We start from the raw sequence: 18,614 nt of genomic DNA, 5'->3' as shown, positions 1-18,614 counted from the left end.
ATGAGGGGGCGGTCACCGGGAGCTTGAACGGTTTGGCCAGGCGCTCTGCCGGGATAGCAACTTCCCGATCACAATCAACGCGTCGAAGCGCCGTCGTCGCCCACCGCAACATGCGTCATGGGCGGCGTCAATTCCAGTACCCGGTCACGCCCACCTTCGGCCAACAGGTAAGTGCCTCGAGTCGTCGGCACAATCGACTGCGGCGCTTTCAGGAATGATAGGATCGTCTGCCGGTGCCCCTGCTTGTCGATCAGCAGCAAACGCGCGCGGTGGGTGGCGTCCTCGTTGATCCACAGGCCCCGCGCATCACACATCAGGAACGTCGGCTGGTTCAGCCCGTCCACGACCATCGGGTCGCTGCCGTCCTCGGTCAGCTCGCGCACCATGCCTTCCTTCTTTTTGGTGTAGAGCATGCGCCCGTCGCTGCAGCGGATGATCGATTCGCCTTCGTCCATGCCCGTGCGTACGACGCTCAGGCTCTGGTCACTCCAGCGATAACGCAGCACACGGCCCTCGTCGCGCCGGTCTTCCATGGCATACAGGTAGTCGCCGTCGTCCCACAGGCCTTGCACGTTCTGGCCCCTGAACAGTTCGGTGACGTGGCCGTCCTTGAGGAAACTGACGGGCGAATCGAGGGCTTCCTGGCTGAACACCCAGCCGCCGCGCGTGGCGAACATGCCGTCGGGCTTGGACAGGTTGCCCACTACGACTTCGCGGCTGCCGTCGGGGTGGATGCGCACGATGCTGCCCTTGCCGTCGTCGAGTTCCTGGCTGACCATCAGCGAGCCGTCGTCCAGGGGCATCAGCGAGGCGGCCTTGGCCACGTCCGTGTGCAGGACCTGGTAATGCCACTGGCCGATGGCGCTGACCGGGTAGTAAGTCTGCCAGGCAAAAAAGCCCAGGGCGGCGGTGCACACCAGGACGAGTGTGCACAGTGCGGTTTTCAGGATTCGGATCATTGCTTGGCGCCGACGGATCGAAAGGTCGACCACGTTACCAAGCATGCCGCCGAACATCACCCGGCAATTGCGCGATGTCCCCTTTATCCGGCGCCTGCCGCGCCATCCAGGCCACGGCGGATCTTCTCCAGCAACTCGTCGATATGAAACGGCTTGGAGATCAGGTCCATGCCTTCACCGAGGAAGCTCTGGCGATTTGCCGCGTTCTCGGCGTAGCCGGTCATGAACAGAATCGGCAGCGCGGGGTGCATTTCGCGTGCGATGTCGGCCAGCTCGCGCCCGTTCATGTAGGGCAGCCCGACATCGGTCAGCAGCAGGTCGATGCTCGGGTCGTTGCGCAGGCTGGTGACGGCTTCGTCGCCATCGGCGGCCAGGCTGCAGCGGTAGCCGGCATCGACCAGCACCTCGGCGACAAAGCTGCGCACCGAGGGCATATCCTCGACGATCAACACGTGTTCGCCGCTGCTCTGGCCGGGGGCTGCAACCGGCCTGGTCGCCGTGCTGGCGGGACCGCTGGCGGCGGGCAGCATGATGGTCACTTCGGTGCCCTGGCGGGTCACGCTGCGGATCTGTGCGTCGCCGCCGGACTGGCGCGCGAAGCCATAAATGGTCGACAGGCCCAGCCCGGTACCCTGGCCCAGGGGCTTGGTGGTGAAGAACGGGTCGAAGACCTTGTCGATGACGCTGTGCTCGATACCCACGCCGTTGTCGCGTACCGACAGGGCGATATAGGGGCCGTTTTCCAGTTTCAGGTTGCCGTTGGAATAGGCCGGGTAGGTGGTCACCCAGATATTGCCGCCTTTGGGCAGCGCATCGCGGGCGTTGATCACCAGGTTGAGCACGGCGCTTTCCAGCTGGATCGGGTCGACCATTGCCACGGCGGGGTTGTTGGTCAGTTCGAGCTTCAGCGCGATATGTTCGCCGATGGTGCGCACCAGCAGTTCTTCCAGCGAGCGGATATGTGCATTGATGTCGATCGGCCGCGTGTCCAGCGGCTGCTGGCGGGCGAAGGCGAGCAGGCGGTTGGTCAGGCCGGCGGCACTCAGCGCCGAACTCAAGGCCGCATCGGCGTAACCCATGACCTTGTCGGTGCGCTGGCTGTCGATGCGTTTCTTGATCAGCTCCAGGCTGGTGATGATCCCGGTCAGCAGGTTGTTGAAGTCATGCGCGATGCCACCGGTGAGCTTGCCCAGCGCATCCATTTTCTGCGCCTGCAACAGCTGCGCCTCGGTGCGCGCCAGCTGGGTGGTGGCGTTGGCCAGTTCGGCCTGTTGATGACGTTCGCGGTGGCGGTGTTCGGTCACGTCCTCGACAAACACCAGGCTCAATTCGGCGCGGCGATAGGGTGAAATCTGCCACTCGGTTTCGCGCAACTGGCCGTCGACCTTCATCTGCAGCGTGCCTTTCCAGCGCTCACCGGCGGCCAGGCGCTGGCACAGCTCCTGGAGTACCGTGAGCTGGTCGGCGGCGAAGCACTCGAGCAGGGCGTCCGGGTTGAGGTTGTCGTGAATCAATTGGGCGAACGCGTGGTTGCATTCGTGCACCTTGAGCTGTGCGTCCATCACCGCAATCGGTGCGCTGATATTGAAAAAGATCTCGCGAAACCGCGCCTCGCTCTCGCGCAACGCGTATTCGGTGTCACGTACGCGCAGCAGGGTGCGCAGGGTCGCGAGCAGCACATCAGGGTCGACCGGATGGATCAGGTAGGCATCGGCGCCGGCATCCAGGCCGGTGATGATGTCGCCGGTCTCGATGGAAGCCGCCGACACATGCACCACGGGCAGCAAGGCGGTGACCGGGTCGGCGCGCAACACCCGCACGATGTCGAAGCCGCTCATGTCCGGCAGGTTGACGTCGAGGATCAGCCCGTCGATCTTTTCGCGGGCGATCAGGTCCAGCCCCTCCTGGCCGGTGCCGGCTTCGAGCACGTGATAGTCGTGGCTTTCCAGGCGCCGCCGCAGGGCGTAGCGGGTGGCGGCATTGTCGTCGACGATCAGCAGTTGAATGTCACGATTCATCGACAGGGCCGCCAGCAATAGAGAGAGGAATGATCACAAAGAACATCGAGCCCACGCCGGGAGTACTTTCCACGCCGACCCGGCCGCCAAGCAGCTCGGCAAAACGCTTGCACAGCGACAGGCCCAGCCCGGTGCCGCGCAGGCGTTTTTGCAGTGGCGAGTCGATCTGCGAAAAATCTTCGAACAGGTTGCTGTGCAGTTGGGCGGGAATGCCCAGGCCGGTGTCCTGTACGGCAAAGCGGATTTCTGCCTCGCCGACCCGTTGCGCCGACACGCGGACCTCGCCTTGCACGGTGAATTTGAGGGCATTGGAAATGAAGTTGCGCAGGATCTGCGCAAGCTTCTTGTCATCGGTGTAGAGCTTGGGCAAGCCGACGGGTTCTTCGAAGATCAGGTCCACCGATGACGCGTCGACAATCGGCCGGAACATGCCGCGCAAGGCCGAGAACAGGTCGAACATATCGAACCAGGCCGGCGAGATAGTGATACGGCCCGCCTCGATCTTGGCCAGGTCGAGCAAGTCGTCGACCATTTCGCGCAGTTCGCGCGCCGAACTGCGGATAAACCCCACCTGGGTGTGTTGCTCCGAACTCAGCGGGCCATCGAGTTCATCGGCCAGCAGGCTGGTGATGCTCAGGATCGAGCCCAGCGGCGTGCGGAATTCATGGCTCATGTACGACAGGAAGCGGCTTTTCAGGTCCGAGGCCTGGCGCAGTTGATCAGCCTGCATGTCCAGCTCGGCATACAGCGCCAGGACACCCTGGTTGGTCTCGTCCAACTCCGCGCGCAACGCCTCCGCTTCCTGGCGCAGGCGCAGCACTTCATCGGCGAGGGAAACAGTGGCTTCAGCCATCGATGGCCTCCAGGGCAATCACGAAGACGGTGACGTCATCCCGTCCGCGACAGAAATCACGGTGCAAAATGGCGGCAATCAGGGCGGGGTGGCGGTGAGAAAGCCCAGGGTAGTCGGCAAGGTTCCAGCGTGACTGCAGGCCGTCGCTGTAGAGAATCAGCAACTGGCCGCTGACCTCAGCGTAGTCGAAGGGCTGCGCCTTGCGAAACTGCACGCCGACAATGCCCGGATGAGACGCCAGCCCGCGCGACTTGCCGGGACCGATCAGGCTGGCGCCGATATTGCCCACTCCGGTAAAGCGCAGGCTGTCGGCCGTGGCGTCGTATTGCGCGACCGCCACGGCGCCGCCGCGGGTGCCGGTCATGCCGATATGCAGGTCGTTGAACAACACGCCGGCGTCGAGGAACGCGTCATGGGCGAACACTTCCTCACCGGCGCGCGCGGCCCGTTCGGCCTCGCTGCCATGACCCAGGCCGTCGGCCACCATCACGCTGAAGCGGCCCGGTTGGATTGCCAGGTGCCAGGCATCGCCGCAGGCCGGGTCGTGGTGCAGGGAATGCTGGCTGACGCCGTAGCGAATGTCCTTCGCGCCGGCCGCCCGTGGGTACAACCGCGCCAGCATCGCCGTGCCGCGTTGGTCGGCGTACACATCGAAGACCTGGGCCACGCGGGAGATCGCGCCCATGCCGATGCCCTGGGTGCCGCCGGTGGAAAACCCATCCACCAGGCAGCTGTCCAGGTCGAAACCCTGGCCGCGGTCCACGGCGATCAGCTCCACGCCCTGGTTGCCGGTGGCGCGCAGATGCAACTCGCCATGTGCGGCATGCTTGAGGATATTGCTGGCCAGCTCGGTAGCCACCAGCGCGACGCGACCGGCATCGGTTTCGTCAAAGCCCAACTGCTCGGCGAATTGTTGCGCGGTACGCCGTGCGTAGCCGACCTGGCTGACGTCTTCGATCAACAGCACCTGGGTCAGGGCGCTGGGAATGTTCACGTCCATCGGGTGATCGTCACGCGGGTACCCTTGCCGGGTGCGGTGTCCAGTTCGAACTCGTCGACCAGGCGCTTGGCGCCGGTCAAGCCCAGGCCCAGGCCGCTGCCGGAGGTCCAGCCGTCGGTCATCGCGAGCTTGAGGTCGGGGATGCCGGGGCCTTCATCGCGAAAGGTCAGGCGCAGGCCGGGGCGGTGGTCTTTCTCGACCACGGCCCAATCCATATGACCGCCGCCGCCGTAGACCACGGTGTTGCGCGCCAACTCGCTGACGGCGGTGACCAGTTTGGTCAGGTCGATCAAGCGCATGCCGCATTCCTGGGCCAGCTTGCGCACCAATTGTCGGGCCAGCACCACGTCCTGTTCGATGAGCACCGGGTGGGTGCCGCTGCTGGCCTGGGTCATGAGTGGTCTACCCGGTCACGCAGCAGATTCATGCCGCGCTCGACGTTCAACGCGGTCGCCACGCCCGGCAGGGTCATGCCCAGTTCCACCAGGGTGATGGCCACGGCCGGCTGCATGCCGACCAATACGGTCTGGGCATCCATGATGCGCGACAGGCCGGAAATGGTGCCGATCATGCGACCGATGAACGAGTCGACCATGTCGAGTGCCGAGATATCGATCAACACGCCACGCGCCGAGGTGCGGCTGATGCGTTCGGACAGGTCGTCCTGCAACGTCAGTGCGAGTTGGTCATGCATGTCGACCTGGATGGTCACCAGCAGGAATTCGCCCATCTGCAAAATAGGGATGCGTTCCATACTTAAACAGCCTTGCTGATGGTGACGCCCAGGCGCTTCAGGGCCAGCGCCAGCGCATCGGCCAGGTTGGCCTTGGTGACCACGCCCTGTAGATCGAGGCCCAGGTGCACGATGGTCTGGGCGATTTGCGGACGCACGCCGCTGATGATGCAATCGGCACCCATCAGGCGGATGGCGGTCACGGTTTTGAGCAGGTGCTGGGCCACCAGGGTGTCCACGGTCGGCACGCCAGTGATGTCGATAATGGCAATTTCCGAGCCGGTGTCGACGATGCGCTGCAACAGCGACTCCATGACCACCTGGGTGCGTTGCGAATCCAGGGTGCCGATCATCGGCAGGGCCAGTACGCCGTCCCACAGCTTGACCACCGGGGTGGAGAGTTCGAGTAATTCTTCCTGCTGGCGCTTGATCACCGACTCACGGGATTTCTGGAACGTACGGATAGTGTGCATGCCCAGTGCGTCGAGCAACTCGGAGATTTCCCACAGCTGTTCGGCGAGTTGCGTCGGTTGCTCGGCGTATTCACGCTGCAGCAAGGCGAACAACGGGCCCTTGAGGGCGAAGATAAAGCTGGCGGTCTGCTGCGAGTCCTGGCCGACCAGGGCACGGCTGTGGGAGAGCTTTTCCAGGAACACGCGGGTCTCGGCCCAGTTTTCCTGGCCGACCTGCTGGGAACCGCCTTGCTGCAATGCCGCGATCAGCAGGTTGAGGAAGTCGTTGGCCTGTTGCTTGGCGTCCTCACCCTTGACGTTGCGCGTGGCCCCCGAAGCTTCAAGGCTGGCAACCCACTCGGTCAGCAGGGTAGGGCGATGGGTGTGGAGCGCCTGAATGGTGTGAGCTTGCAAAGTTGCCACGGGGAATCTCCTTGAATGCCTGGGTGAATGGCATGCAATTTATACTAAAACGGACTGTTTTGAATTGTTTCGAGTGTTTTCGTTCAATTCGTAGAGGCCCTATGGATTGGGCGCTCCAGCGGGTTTTGGGGTTGACAGGGGAAAGGTCTCTGCAGGCTCGAAAAAATCTATGCGGTGACGCGGCGTTCTCTGGCAAATCAACCGCATGGGGCAGGTGGACTTTTTGATCGTGGCAAGCCTGCTCACCCCAACACGCTTGCCCTTCACAATCATGGCGCCCCATCGTCTCTAGGACGATAATGCCCCCCACCCCGCCTCAACAGGCCGCCACCCGGGGACATCAACTTCGACCTCAACGACCTCCAAGCCTTCCGCGCCGTGGTAGACAAGGGCAGTTTTCGCGGCGCCGCCGAAGCTATCCGTATCTCGCAGCCGGCGCTCAGTCGCCGTATCGAGAAGCTTGAGTCCGCGCTGGATGTGAAGCTGTTCGAACGCACCACGCGGCGGGTCAGCCTGACCATGGTCGGCCGCGCGTTCCTGCCGCAGGTCGAACGCATGCTCGACGACCTTGACGTCGCCCTGATGGGCATCAGCAACGTCGCCTCCACGCGCATGGGCAACGTGACCATCGCCTGCGTGCCGTCCACCGCGTACTACTTCATGCCCCACGTGATCTCCGAATTCCACAAGCTCTATCCGAAGATTCGCCTGCGGGTGCTCGACGCCAGCGCCGGTGAGGTGTGCAACGCGGTGGAAAGCGGCGAGGCGGATTTCGGCGTGAGTTTCAGCGGCAGCCTGGCCGATGAGGTGGAGTTCGAGTTGCTGCTGCAGGAGCGCTATGTGCTGGCCTGTCGGCGTGACCACCCGCTGGCCGGGCGCGACAGCGTGACCTGGGCCGAAGCCTACGAGCACGACTACATCACCGTGGACAAGACCTCGGGCAACCGCTTCCTGCTGGACCAGGCCCTGCGCGGGGTGCGGGTGAAAAAACCGAGTATCTGCGAGACGCACCACGTGACCACGATGATCGGGCTGGTGGAGGCGGGGTTGGGCGTGGCGATGGTGCCATCGATTGCGATGCCGGCGAGCGATCACCCGATCCTGCTGAGCGTGCCGTTGGTGGAGCCGCAGGTGATGCGCAATGTGGGCTTGATCAAGCGCCGCGGGCGGACGTTGCCACCGGCGGCGCTGGAGTTGGAGCGGTTGGTGCGCGAGACACCGTTTCGGTCAGTGTGATACCGAGTCCAGCCCGGTCGATTGCACCACCGGTTGGGCTTCGGGCGACGCCAGGTAGCGCAGCAGCGCCTTGGCCTGCGTCGGGTGTTCGGCGTTGACCGGAATGCCCGCGGCAAAACGCGTCACCGATTGCACGTCTTCCGGGATCTTGCCGACGTAGGTCACACCTGGTACCGGCAACAATTCCGCGACCTGTTGCAAGCCCACCTCGTAGTCACCCTTGGCGACCTTCTCGGCCACCGGAATGCGTTCGACCATCGTGCCTTTGGCCGGCATGCCGAGTTTCTTGAACAACTCCTTCTCGACATACACACCGCTGGCGCTGTCCGAATACGCCACGGACTTGGCCTTGAGCAGCACCGCCTTGAGTTCGGCGTCGGTGCCGATCGCAGGCTTGGGCGCGCCGTCCTTCACCACCAGGCCGATGCGCGAGTCAGCCAATTCGACACGGGAGGCCGGATCGACCTTGCCCTGCTTGATCAGGTCGTCGAGGGCGTAGCCGACCATGATCACCACGTCGGCGTGTTCGCCACGGGCCAGGCGGTTGGGAATCGCTTCCGGCGCCTTGCCCATCGACGGGCCGAGGATGGTATCCAGGCTGTCACCGCTTTGCTTGGCGTACTGCGGGCCGAGCAATTTGTAGGCGGCGGTAAAACCGCCGGACGTCATCACCTTGAGTTCCTCGGCCTGTGCCGTCAGCGCCAGCGCGCCGAGGGCCAGGGCCGTCAGGGCCGTGAGCAGCGGCTTCATCATGCCGCCCCCTGCATCACCTGCCCGCGAGTGTTGGCGCGACGGTACAGCGCCAGGGTCGAGCACAGGGCGCACAGGGCGGCAAACATCATCCAGTAGGCCGGCGAGGCCTTGTCTTCGGTGATGTGGATGAACCAGGTGGAGATCGCCGGGGTGAAACCACCGAAGATCGCAGTCGCCAGGCTATAGGCCAGCGAGAAGCCTGCCACGCGCACTTCCACCGGCATGATTTCGGTGAGCGCCGGGATCATCGCGCCGTTGTACATGCCGTAGAGGAACGAGAACCACAGCAGGGTTTCGAGCATGTGGGCGAAGCTCGGTGCATTCACCACGTAGGACAGCGCCGGATAAGCCGTGAGAACGGTCAGTACCGTCATGGCGATCAGCACCGGTTTGCGGCCGAAGCGGTCACTCAAGGTGCCACCGATCGGCAGCCAGACAAAGTTCGACACCGCCACCAGCAGGGTCACCAGCAGCGCATCCGAGGTGCTCAGTTGCAGCACGGTCTTGCCGAAGGTCGGCGCGTAGACGGTGATCAGGTAGAACGCGGTGGTGGTCATGGCGACCATCAGCATGCCGCCGATGACCACGGTCCAGTTCTTCACCAGGGTCGCCAGCACTTCACGCATGCTCGGGCGATGTTTGCGGTTGGCGAATTCTTCGGTCTCTTGCAGGTTGCGACGCAGCAGGAAGATGAACGGAATGATCACGCAACCGATGGCAAACGGAATGCGCCAGCCCCAATCGGCTACCACCGAAGGCTCCATCCACACGTTCAGGCCATACCCGAGCGCGGCGGCGATCACGATGGAGATCTGTTGGCTGCCCGACTGCCAGCTGGTGTAGAAGCCTTTGCGGCCTGGGGTGGCCATTTCGGACAGGTAGACGGACACGCCGCCCAGTTCCGCGCCTGCCGAGAAGCCTTGCAGCAGACGGCCGAGCAGCACCAGCAACGGCGCCCACAGGCCAATGGTGTGGTAACCCGGTACCAGCACGATCAGCAACGTGCCGCTGGCCATGATCGACAGGGTCACGATCAGCCCTTTGCGGCGACCGACGTCATCGATATAGGCACCCAGGATGATCGCGCCCAACGGACGCATCAGGAAGCCTGCGCCGAATACGGCGAAGGTCATCATTAATGACGCAAACTCATTAGCGGCGGGGAAGAACGCGGCAGCGATATAGGTGGCGTAGAAACCGAACAGAAAGAAGTCGAACTGTTCGAGGAAGTTGCCCGAAGTAACGCGGAATACCGCACCAACTTTCGAACGGGCAGAGTCGGGCCGGGTAGGGCTAGTCATGGTTTTGTGTCTCCAGCGTTCTTTTTAAAGTGCTTGTTTCGCTTAAGACCTAGAATAGTGGCTGACACATTTAGAAATGATAAGTGACAAATTTGGATAGATTGATGTGCATTGGCTATCAATCCGGGTGTCCGTCGAAATTCCAGCCCTGCTCTATGCTTGAAGGTGTGACCAATTCTTATCGATGGAGGTGGCAATGGCTGACGAACACAAGCGCCGCGATGAGCCGGAGCGTGAGCAACCCCGGCGGCGGGAAGAAGAAAAACCGCAGACCTGGAAGCATCCCGATGATGGGACAGAACTGTCCGAGCGCGACCAGGAGCGTCCGCTGAAGCCTTGATATCAGGTTAAACGCGGTGCAAATGTGCGGGTGTTCGCCGCGCTGGCAGCGCGGCGCTCGCGTCAGGGACAGGGGTCATGAAACCAGCAACGAAATAGGAAACCCCGACGCCAGCACCATAAACGCCACCACTGCCGCCAGGCACAGGCCAACAAATACCCGCAACAAAGTGCGGGCGGTGGGGTGGGCAATCAACCGGATAGCCCAGAGACAGAACCCGGCCACGACAATGGCCAGGGCGAGAATGACCAGCACGGAAGATGCTCCAGCGACCCTGAAGAGCTGATTTATAGTCGCAAAGGCTTACGATGAACAGTGCGCACATAGACGCAGCCCCCCGGGCTTTCTAAACTGCGGCTTGTCTTGGGGAAGGGGCAGGCGCCGATGAATCGCAATGAATTACGCAAGGCCGACATCAACCTGATGGTGGTGTTCGAAGCTTTGATGCTCGAGCGCAACGTGACCCGGGTCGCCGAGAAGCTGTTTCTCGGCCAGCCGACCATCAGTTCGGCACTCAACCGCTTGCGCACCTTGTTCAACGACCCGCTGTTCATTCGCGTCGGCCACCGCATGGAGCCCACCGCGCGGGCCGAGGAAATCATCCAGCACCTGTCGCCGGCCCTGGATTCCCTGTCGTCGGCACTGAGCCTGACCCACGATTTCGACCCGTCCATCAGCACCATGACCTTTCGCATCGGCCTGTCCGACGATGTCGAGTTCGGCCTGTTGCCGCCGCTGTTGCGGGCCCTGCGCCAGGAAGCGCCGCAGGTGGTGTTCGTGGTGCAGCACGTGGACTATTGGCGGATCCCCGACCTGCTGGCCTCGGGTGATATCACCGTCGGCATCACCCAGACCCGTGGCCTGCCGGCGAACGCCAAGCGCAAGCTGCTGCGCCACATTCATCCGCGCATCCTCAGGGCGGACGCCAGCGATACGCCGCTGACCCTCGATGAATATTGCTCACGCCCCCACGTGCTGGTGTCGCACACCGCCAACGTGTCCGGGTTTGCCGATGAGTGGCTGGCCGAAATCGGCCGCAAGCGCCATGTGGTGCTGTCGGTGCCGCAATACAGTGCGCTGCCGGCGTTGCTTGCCGGCACCGACTTGATCGCCAGCCTGCCGGACTACACCGCCGAAGCCATGGCGGTATCGGGCAAGCTGTTCTGCGAGCCGTTTCCGTTCCAGACGCCGACCCTGGATTTGTCCATGGTCTGGCTCAGCCACGTCGACACTGACCCGGCCGAGCGCTGGGTGCGTTCACGGCTGGAGGCCTTCATGAGTGATCGAGGGTTGGCGGGTAAAACCTGACTGACACAGCTTTCATGCCTGGGGCGTTGCGCCCCGTGCTATATCTACGAATCTTCCTACAACAAACTTGGAGAAACCCATGCCGCACCTGCACCTGGAATACACCGCCAACCTCACAGGCCTGGCCGTCGAGAAAACCTTGCTGCGGCTGAACAATGTGCTGATGGTGTCCGGGCAGTTCGCTTCCGAGTTCGATATCAAGAGCCGCGCGGTGAAGGTCGAGAGTTTCCAGGTCGGCACCTCCCTCGGCCCGCGCGGTTTCATCGCGGTGAAGCTGTCGTTGCTCAGTGGGCGCTCACCGCAGGTCAAGCAGCAGTTGTCGCAGAGCCTGTTGGCGGCGTTGCAGGATCTGGGCGACTGGCCAGAAGGGCTGCAGGTGCAACTGAGTGTGCAGTTGGTCGACATGGATCGCGATTCCTACAGCAAGGCCGCGATCGGCTGACCTTCCCAGCAGCCGCTATAACAAGCCCTGATCGGCGCAGACCTTAACCACCTGTTCCCGAAACCAGGTATTGGCGCTGTCCTGTTGACTGCTTTCATTCCACTGCATGTCCAGGGTGAAGCCCGGCAAGCCGTTGGGCGCTTCGCAATGCCCATACAGCGTGGCCGGTGCCAGCAGCTTCTGCACGCGACGCGGCAGGGTGACGACGAAGTCGGTGCCGGCAATCATCTTCAGGGCGGCGCTGTAGCTGTTGGCCCGCGCGACCACTTGGCGCTTGTGGGCCTGGCGCGAAAGCCAGCCATCGATCATGTTGGTGTCGGAGGTCCACGGCGTCGGGAACACGTGGCGCCGTGCCGTGAAGGATTGCAGGCTGAGGGCCGGCTCGCGGGGCGTCGCGCGTTTGTCGAAGACGCACACCAGGTCGTCCTCCAGCAGCATCTGGGTCTTGAAATCCTTGTGGGCGCGGTGAAAGTGCGGGCCGAAGCAGACCACCAGATCGAGGCGGCCTTCGCGCAGGTCGTCGGCGGGAATATCGGTTTCCAGCTTCTGCACATTGACGATCACCGGCAGGTCGGCGCGGTCGAAGTTCTTCAGCAGGCGCGGCAGGATCAGCTGTTCGAAGTATTCCGGCGCGCAGACGTTGAAAGTCACGGCCTTCTGGGTGGGGTCGAACGCCTGGCCACCGGCGTGGCACAGGTTGATGCTTTCGAGGATTTTCTGCACATGGCCGTACATGGTGCTGGCCTTGTACGTAGGACGCATACCCGCCCGCGTGTTGATAAAAAGCTCATCTTCGAAGCTGGTGCGCAATTTCTTCAGGCTGTAGCTGACAGTGGACTGGCTGACGAACAGCGTTTCTGACACCTCGGTAACGCTGCTCTGGTCGTAGACGGCGATGAACACCATCAAGTCCTGCATATCGAGCTTTCTGAGCAAGTTACTGTTTAGCATCCATTCCGTCCGTAAGCCCGGTGCACCGAAGTCAGTACAAAACCGTGCAAAAGCTTAACGGAACGGACGTGCCAATAGAAAGTGCTGTAGGGCGTTTCTATGTTTGGAGTGGGACAAATACTTTTGGCAATACGACCTCAGCGGATATGCCGCGCGTAATGTCGTGGGTTGAAGCGCGTGACGATCACCAGCATCACCACGATCACCGCGGTGAGCGACCACCAGGCCCATTCAAAGCTGCCGAGTTGGTCGCGGATCATCCCGGCAATCAGTGGCGACAGGCCTGCGATCAGGTAGCCGATGCCTTGCACAAAGGCGGTGAGGCCACCGGCACGGCGCGGGTTGTCCAGGTGGTCGAGCGAGAGGATCAGGCTCATCGGAAACAGGCCGCCGATGCCCAGGCCCAGCAGGCATGGCCACAGCAGGCTCAAATGATGAGGGCTGAGGATCAGGCCGCAGAACCCCAGGATGATCAGCACCAGCAGCACCGCGACCACGCCGCGTTTATCCTGGCGACGGTTGGCGATGGCCGGGGTGACCAGCCCGGATACCACTTCCATGGCGGTCAGGAACCCCAGCAGCAACCCGGCGTTCTGTTCGCTCCAGCCCAGCTCCACGTAGTACGGCGCCAGCCACGCCAGCACGCAGGTGTAGGACGCGGTGCCGAGGCCGAAAAAGATCGCCAGCAGCCAGGCGCGCCGATTGCCGAAAAATGATTCCTGCGCGCCCGTGCCGGCCTGGGGCATCGGCGGCACTGCCGCGCGCTGGGCATACCAGAACACCAGGGCGAACAGGGCCAGTGCGGCCCAGATCGCCAGGCCGATGCGCCAGCTGCCGGTCTGCACCTGCACGAACGGCGCGAACGCAGCCGCCAGCGCCGCGCCGCCCATGATGGCGGTCACATACAGTCCCATGAACAGTGAAACGTTATCGCTGAAGCGCGACTTGATCAGCGCCGGCATCACTGCCTGGATCAGCGCAATGCCGACACCGGCGGCAACCGCACTGACGATCAACTCCAAGGCCGAATCCAGCCACAATCGCGACAGCGTCGCCAGGCCAATCACCAGCAGCGACAGCACAATGCTGCGGTGCTCGCCCACCCGCTTGGCCAGGCCCATGCCAAAGAACATCGCCAGGCCCATGGCCATGACCGGCAACATGGTCAGCAACGCCGCACTGCTGAAACTCAACGGCACGTCACCGCGAATCGATGACAGCAACGGGCCAACGGCGGCCATCGACGGGCGCAGGTTCAAAGCGACCAGTACCACGCTGATCATCAGCAAGACGGCGGTGGTGGGTTTTGCGTGTACGTTTTCCATGGGCAGGCCTTGAATGAACAAGGGCGAATCAGGCCATGTACCGGGGGAGGGGGGCAAATGAGAAAGTCGTTAGGCTTATCTAAAAAATCCAGATGACTGCAGCACCACGGGCAAAGTGCGGAGCTGGCTGGCCGGCGATGGCGGTCTATCAGTCAAGCCTGCTGCAACTGAAAGAGTGCTATCGCCGGCAAGCCAGCGCCTGCAGGGGGCGCGGTATCAGATCGATCTAATCACGTGCTTGATCTCCTGAAACGCCGCCAGCCCCCACGGCCCCAGCTCGCGGCCAATGCTGCTCTGCTTGTAACCGCCCCACGCCGTCTGCGGGAAGATCACTTGCGGGGCGTTGATCCACACCATGCCTGCCTGCAACCCATTGGCCACGCGCTCAGCCGTTTCTGCATCGCGGCTGACCACGCTCGCGACCAGGCCGAAGTCACTCGCGTTGGCCAGCGCGATGGCTTCGTCCTCGCTGGCAAAGCGGCGTACGCACAGCACCGGGCCGAAGATTTCTTCGTTCCACAAGGCGCTGTCCAGCGGCACGTCGGTGAACACCGTGGGGCGGATGAAAAAGCCCTTGGGCAGGTCCGCCGGACGCCCGCCACCACACAGCAAGCGCGCCCCCTGCTCAATGCCTCGCTGGATATGCCCCAGCACCCGCTGGTACTGCGTGCGGTTGATCAGCGCGCCCATTTCCACGTCTTCGGCAAACGGGTCCGCCACGCGGATCGCCTCCGCCCGTGCCTGCAAGCGCTGCAGGAATTCATCCGCCAGGCTGTCCGCCACCAGCACCCGGCTGGTGGCCGAACACATCTGCCCAGCGTTGAAAAATCCACCGCCACACGCCAGCTCCACCGCCAGGTCGAGGTCGGCATCGGCGAGCACCAGCAGCGATGATTTACCGCCCAATTCCAGGCTCACGCCCTTGATGGTTTCGGCGGCGCGTTGCATCACCTGCACCCCGACGGCGTTGCTGCCGGTGAAGGAGATCTTCGCCACGCGACGGTCCGCCGCCAGCGGAGCGCCCACCGCCAGCCCGGTGCCGCAGACCAGGTTGAAGACGCCCGCCGGAAAACCGGCCTCGGCAATGATGCGCGCCAATTGCAGCTCCGCCAGCGGCGTGACTTCCGAGGGCTTGAGCACCACGCAGCAACCGGCGGCGAGGGCCGGGGCGAGTTTCCAGGCGGTGGTCACCATGGGGAAATTCCACGGTACGATCAGCCCCACCACGCCGCACGGTTCGCGGCGCAGGCGGGCGCTGAAATCTTCGCTGGGCAGCGCCACCGAGGTGTCCTGGCTGGCGTCCATGGCGTCGCAGACACCGGCGTAATACTCGAAGGTGGCGATCACGTCATCCACATCGATGCCCGCTTCAAACAGCGGCTTGCCGTTGTTGCTCGACTGCACGTGCATCAGTTGTTCGCGCTGCTCGCTCACCCCTTGGGCAACCTTGCGCAGCAGCGCGCCGCGATCACGGCCGGTGCTTTTCGACCAGTCGATAAAGGCCGCGCTGGCCGCATCGACCGCCTCGGTCACGGCATTCGCATCGCCAACGCTGACCTGCGCCAGGGTGGCTTCGGTGGCCGGGTTGATCACCTCCAGCACCGTCTCGCCAGCTCGCCACGCACCGTTGATATACACACCGTTCACGACTGCGCTCATAGCGCTACCTCCTTCATCCAAAGACCCTGGTCGATTTCAATCAGCGTCGGCCCCTGGCGGTCAGCGGCGACGCGCAAGGCGCGGCGTAAAAGGTCGGGGCTGTGCACGCTTTCGGCCGCGCTGCCGAGCGCCTTGGCCACGCCGATGAAGTCCGGGGTGTAGATGTCCACACCGACGGGCTCGATGGCGCGGTTGAGCATGTATTTCTTGATCTCTTCGTAGCCCTGGTTATTCCACAGCAGCACGATGATGGGCGTACGCGCCTCGACCGCACTGGCCAGTTCCGGCAGGGTGAATTGCAACCCGCCGTCGCCGATCAGGCACACCACCGGCTGCCCGTCGCCACGCCCGAGCCAGGCGCCGATCGCAGCGGGGAGGGCGTAGCCGAGGGTGCCGTAGCCGGTGGAGGAATTGAACCAGCGGCGTGGGTGGTCGAGGTTCAGGGTCAGGTTGCCGCTGTACACCGGCTGGGTGGAGTCGCCCACCAGCACGGCGCCGGGCAGGGCCTCCAGCACGGTGTTGAGGAACAGGGTCTGCGCGCGGGTGGCGGCGTCCCAGGTGGGCGCAAGGTCTGCCCACAGGCGGGCGACGCGTTCAGCCCCCCACTGTGGATCGCGGTGGGGTAACGGCTGGTGGCTCAGTTCGGCCAGCAAGGCTTCGGCGGCGATCTGCGCGTCGGCCACCAGCGCCACCTGTGGCGGGTAGTTGCGCACGGTCTGGTCCGGATCGATATCGACGCGCAGCAGCGCACCGGGAATTTCAAAGCCGCCGGCGAAGGTCACGTCGTAGTCGGTTTCAGCCAGCTCGGTGCCAATCGCCAGCACCACGTCGGCCTCGGCGACCAGCGCGCGGGTGGCGACCAGGGTCTGGGTCGAGCCGATCAGCAACGGGTGCGCGGCGGGCAGCATGCCTTTGGCGTTGATGGTCAGGGCCACTGGCGCGCCGAGCCGCTCGGCCAGACGCGTCAACTCGGGAGCTGCATCAATCGCGCCACCGCCGGCGAGGATCAACGGCCGCTTGGCCGCTGCGAGCAACTGGCTCATCTGCTTGACGGCCGCTGGCGCTGCACCGGCACGCGCCACGCTGACCGGCTCACTGCCGAGCAACGCGTCGGCGTTTTCCACCAGCACGTCCAGCGGGATCTCGATATGCACCGGGCGTGGCCGACCGGCCTGGAACACCGCAAACGCGCGCGCCAGGACGCCGGGCAACTCCGCCGCCGACATCAGTGTGTGCGAGAAGGCGGCCACGCCGGCGATCATCGCGCCCTGGTTCGGCAACTCGTGCAACTTGCCGCGCCCGCCCCCCAACTGGCTGCGCGATTGCACGCTGGAAATCACCAGCATCGGGATCGAGTCGGCGTAGGCCTGGCCCATGGCCGTGGTGATATTGGTCATGCCCGGGCCGGTGATGATGAAACACACGCCCGGCTTGCCGCTGGTGCGCGCGTAACCGTCGGCCATGAAGCCGGCGCCCTGTTCGTGGCGCGGGGTGACGTGGCGGATGCTGGACCGTGCCAGGCCGCGATACAGCTCCACGGTATGCACGCCGGGGATGCCGAACACCTGGTCCACGCCGTAGCTTTCCAGGAGGTTGACCAATACTTCGCCGCAGGTCGCCATAGATGTCGCTCTTGTTATTGATTCGAGGCGGTATTGGACCGGCTGGCCTGTAGCGGCAACAATCGATAAAAAGTCATACTAGCCATGTCCTCACGTCATGGCTGCGCCCCGATGAAACGCCTTCCGCCCCTGCCTGCGCTGCACACCTTCTGGGTCACGGCCCAGTGCTGCAACTTCACCCGCGCCGCCGAGCAGCTGCACATCACCCAGGGCGCGGTGAGCCGGCAGATTGCCGGGCTTGAAAGCCACCTGGGCTATGCCTTGTTCCAGCGCCAGGCCCGCGGCTTGAGCCTGACCGAGGAAGGGCGTGAATGGTCGCTGCGCGCGCAGCAGGTGTTCGGCCTGATCGCAGAGGCGGTGGAGCAGATCGGCAGCCGGCGCGAGACCCTGCAGCTAAAGGCCTCCACCTGCGTGATGCGCTGGCTGTTGCCGCGCCTGATGCAGTGGCAACGGGAGCGCCCGGATGTGCCGGTGGAACTCACCACCACCGTGGCCTACACCGTCGACTTTCGTCGCGAGGCCTTCGACGCGGCGGTGATCTACGCGCCCATTGCCGAACAGTCGGCCGAGGCCCGGCATTTGTTCGATGAACAACTCACCCCCGTGTGTGCGCCGGGATTGCTCGGCACATTGCTCACGCCTTCGGACCTGCAGCAGCAGGTCTTGCTGCACCCCACGCGCGATGAGCGCGATTGGGCGTTGTGGCTGCAGGCTGCGAATACACGCCTGAGCAATCTGGCCCAGGGGCATCATTTTGAAACCCTGGACCTGGCGATGACCGTCGCGTCACAAGGCTCCGGCGTGGCGATTGGCGACAGCGCGTTGATTGGCGAGGACTTGAAGGCCGGTCGCTTGGCGACACCGTTTGAGCTGAGGGTGCCGACGGGGATGGGCTATTACCTCGTGTACCCGCCGGGGACAGCCCCGTCGGCCGGGCTTGAAGCGCTGATGGAGTGGCTGGTGGGCCAGGCACAACAGGCGGAGCGCTGAAGAGCGAGTGTAGGGGGGCGCGAGGGCGGTGGTTCACGTGATGTTTTCGGTGACTGGCAGGCAGCCTTCGCGAGCAAGCCCGCTCCCACATTTTTAGTCGGTGTGAGGCTTGGGGTGTGGCGGTGTGGCTGGAATAGTCCGGCCGTGCACCGCAGGCATGGACAACGCCTCCCCCCACTGTGGGAGCGGGGGGGGGGGGGGGCCCGCCGGGGGGGGGGGGGGGGGGGTGGGCTAGCGAGCCCCCCGCGG

General features: G+C 63.6%; 19 protein-coding genes. 5 read left to right on the top strand and 14 right to left on the bottom strand.

Annotated features, from left to right (window positions below; all coding sequences use genetic code 11):
• Window positions 1–74: 74 nt before the first annotated feature.
• From QMX97_RS19085 to QMX97_RS19055, 7 genes are all read right to left on the bottom strand, one after another.
• Complete coding sequence (locus tag QMX97_RS19085) at window positions 75–959, bottom strand: hypothetical protein (protein WP_282397390.1); 885 nt, start codon at window positions 957–959, stop codon at window positions 75–77.
• Between the two features lie 83 nt (window positions 960–1,042).
• A complete protein-coding gene (locus QMX97_RS19080; RefSeq protein ID WP_282397389.1) occupies window positions 1,043–2,977 on the bottom strand; it encodes a response regulator in 1,935 nt (644 codons plus the stop codon).
• Complete coding sequence (locus tag QMX97_RS19075) at window positions 2,967–3,830, bottom strand: ATP-binding protein (RefSeq protein WP_213552027.1); 864 nt, start codon at window positions 3,828–3,830, stop codon at window positions 2,967–2,969. Before QMX97_RS19075 ends, QMX97_RS19080 begins: the two co-directional genes overlap by 11 nt.
• Entirely contained in the window at window positions 3,823–4,830 is a 1,008-nt protein-coding gene (locus QMX97_RS19070; protein ID WP_106804854.1) for an ATP-binding protein, read from the bottom strand. Before QMX97_RS19070 ends, QMX97_RS19075 begins: the two co-directional genes overlap by 8 nt.
• A complete protein-coding gene (locus QMX97_RS19065; protein ID WP_065899382.1) occupies window positions 4,821–5,225 on the bottom strand; it encodes an ATP-binding protein in 405 nt (134 codons plus the stop codon). Before QMX97_RS19065 ends, QMX97_RS19070 begins: the two co-directional genes overlap by 10 nt.
• A complete protein-coding gene (locus tag QMX97_RS19060) occupies window positions 5,222–5,584 on the bottom strand; it encodes an STAS domain-containing protein (protein WP_106804853.1) in 363 nt (120 codons plus the stop codon). Before QMX97_RS19060 ends, QMX97_RS19065 begins: the two co-directional genes overlap by 4 nt.
• A gap of 2 nt (window positions 5,585–5,586) precedes the next feature.
• Window positions 5,587–6,438 carry an STAS domain-containing protein gene (locus QMX97_RS19055; protein WP_106804852.1) on the bottom strand — a complete coding sequence of 284 codons (852 nt, stop codon included), beginning with the start codon at window positions 6,436–6,438 and terminating at the stop codon, window positions 5,587–5,589.
• A 339-nt stretch (window positions 6,439–6,777) separates the two neighbouring features.
• On the opposite strand from QMX97_RS19055, the gene QMX97_RS19050 reads away from it, so the two are divergent.
• Window positions 6,778–7,674: a LysR family transcriptional regulator gene (locus QMX97_RS19050; RefSeq protein ID WP_282397402.1), complete on the top strand. Its 897-nt coding sequence runs from the start codon at window positions 6,778–6,780 to the stop codon at window positions 7,672–7,674.
• On the opposite strand, the gene QMX97_RS19045 is transcribed toward QMX97_RS19050, so the two are convergent.
• Together QMX97_RS19045 and QMX97_RS19040 are read right to left on the bottom strand one after the other, a co-directional pair.
• On the bottom strand, window positions 7,666–8,424 hold the full coding sequence (locus QMX97_RS19045) for a substrate-binding domain-containing protein (protein WP_282397401.1): 759 nt from the start codon (window positions 8,422–8,424) through the stop codon (window positions 7,666–7,668). The two genes, QMX97_RS19050 and QMX97_RS19045, sit on opposite strands and share 9 nt — an antisense overlap.
• Window positions 8,424–9,728 (bottom strand): MFS transporter, encoded by a 1,305-nt coding sequence (locus QMX97_RS19040; RefSeq protein WP_282397388.1) that lies wholly within the window; start codon window positions 9,726–9,728, stop codon window positions 8,424–8,426. Before QMX97_RS19040 ends, QMX97_RS19045 begins: the two co-directional genes overlap by 1 nt.
• 196 nt (window positions 9,729–9,924) lie before the next feature.
• On the opposite strand from QMX97_RS19040, the gene QMX97_RS19035 reads away from it, so the two are divergent.
• Window positions 9,925–10,068, top strand: a complete 144-nt coding sequence (locus tag QMX97_RS19035; protein ID WP_016971360.1) for a hypothetical protein — start codon at window positions 9,925–9,927, stop codon at window positions 10,066–10,068.
• Window positions 10,069–10,143: 75 nt separating this feature from the next.
• Here QMX97_RS19035 and QMX97_RS19030 read toward each other — a convergent pair whose 3' ends face one another.
• The gene (locus QMX97_RS19030) at window positions 10,144–10,323 is read right to left on the bottom strand and encodes a hypothetical protein (RefSeq protein ID WP_106804850.1); all 180 of its coding nucleotides are present in this window, start codon (window positions 10,321–10,323) and stop codon (window positions 10,144–10,146) included.
• Between the two features lie 129 nt (window positions 10,324–10,452).
• Here QMX97_RS19030 and QMX97_RS19025 point away from each other — a divergent pair, with 129 nt between their 5' ends.
• A complete protein-coding gene (locus QMX97_RS19025) occupies window positions 10,453–11,376 on the top strand; it encodes a LysR substrate-binding domain-containing protein (RefSeq protein WP_106804849.1) in 924 nt (307 codons plus the stop codon).
• Window positions 11,377–11,455: 79 nt separating this feature from the next.
• A complete protein-coding gene (locus tag QMX97_RS19020; RefSeq protein ID WP_065899374.1) occupies window positions 11,456–11,818 on the top strand; it encodes a 5-carboxymethyl-2-hydroxymuconate Delta-isomerase in 363 nt (120 codons plus the stop codon).
• A gap of 15 nt (window positions 11,819–11,833) precedes the next feature.
• Here QMX97_RS19020 and QMX97_RS19015 read toward each other — a convergent pair whose 3' ends face one another.
• The 4 genes from QMX97_RS19015 to QMX97_RS19000 all read right to left on the bottom strand — a co-directional run bounded on the left by QMX97_RS19015 (window position 11,834) and on the right by QMX97_RS19000 (window position 17,375).
• Complete coding sequence (locus QMX97_RS19015; protein WP_120447874.1) at window positions 11,834–12,769, bottom strand: LysR family transcriptional regulator; 936 nt, start codon at window positions 12,767–12,769, stop codon at window positions 11,834–11,836.
• Between the two features lie 137 nt (window positions 12,770–12,906).
• A complete protein-coding gene (locus QMX97_RS19010; protein ID WP_282397387.1) occupies window positions 12,907–14,094 on the bottom strand; it encodes a cyanate transporter in 1,188 nt (395 codons plus the stop codon).
• A 216-nt stretch (window positions 14,095–14,310) separates the two neighbouring features.
• Entirely contained in the window at window positions 14,311–15,753 is a 1,443-nt protein-coding gene (locus QMX97_RS19005; protein ID WP_282397386.1) for an aldehyde dehydrogenase family protein, read from the bottom strand.
• Window positions 15,750–17,375 carry a 5-guanidino-2-oxopentanoate decarboxylase gene (locus QMX97_RS19000; RefSeq protein WP_282397385.1) on the bottom strand — a complete coding sequence of 542 codons (1,626 nt, stop codon included), beginning with the start codon at window positions 17,373–17,375 and terminating at the stop codon, window positions 15,750–15,752. Before QMX97_RS19000 ends, QMX97_RS19005 begins: the two co-directional genes overlap by 4 nt.
• 111 nt (window positions 17,376–17,486) lie before the next feature.
• Here QMX97_RS19000 and QMX97_RS18995 point away from each other — a divergent pair, with 111 nt between their 5' ends.
• On the top strand, window positions 17,487–18,365 hold the full coding sequence (locus QMX97_RS18995; protein WP_120447877.1) for a LysR substrate-binding domain-containing protein: 879 nt from the start codon (window positions 17,487–17,489) through the stop codon (window positions 18,363–18,365).
• The last annotated feature ends 249 nt before the right edge of the window (window positions 18,366–18,614 follow it).

The sequence above is a fragment of the Pseudomonas sp. PS01298 genome (assembly GCF_029959745.1).
GTDB classification, from domain to species: Bacteria; Pseudomonadota; Gammaproteobacteria; order Pseudomonadales; family Pseudomonadaceae; genus Aquipseudomonas; species Aquipseudomonas aylmerensis.
Note: the sequence above shows the minus strand (reverse complement) of the source record. Positions and strands in the feature narration are given on the sequence as shown.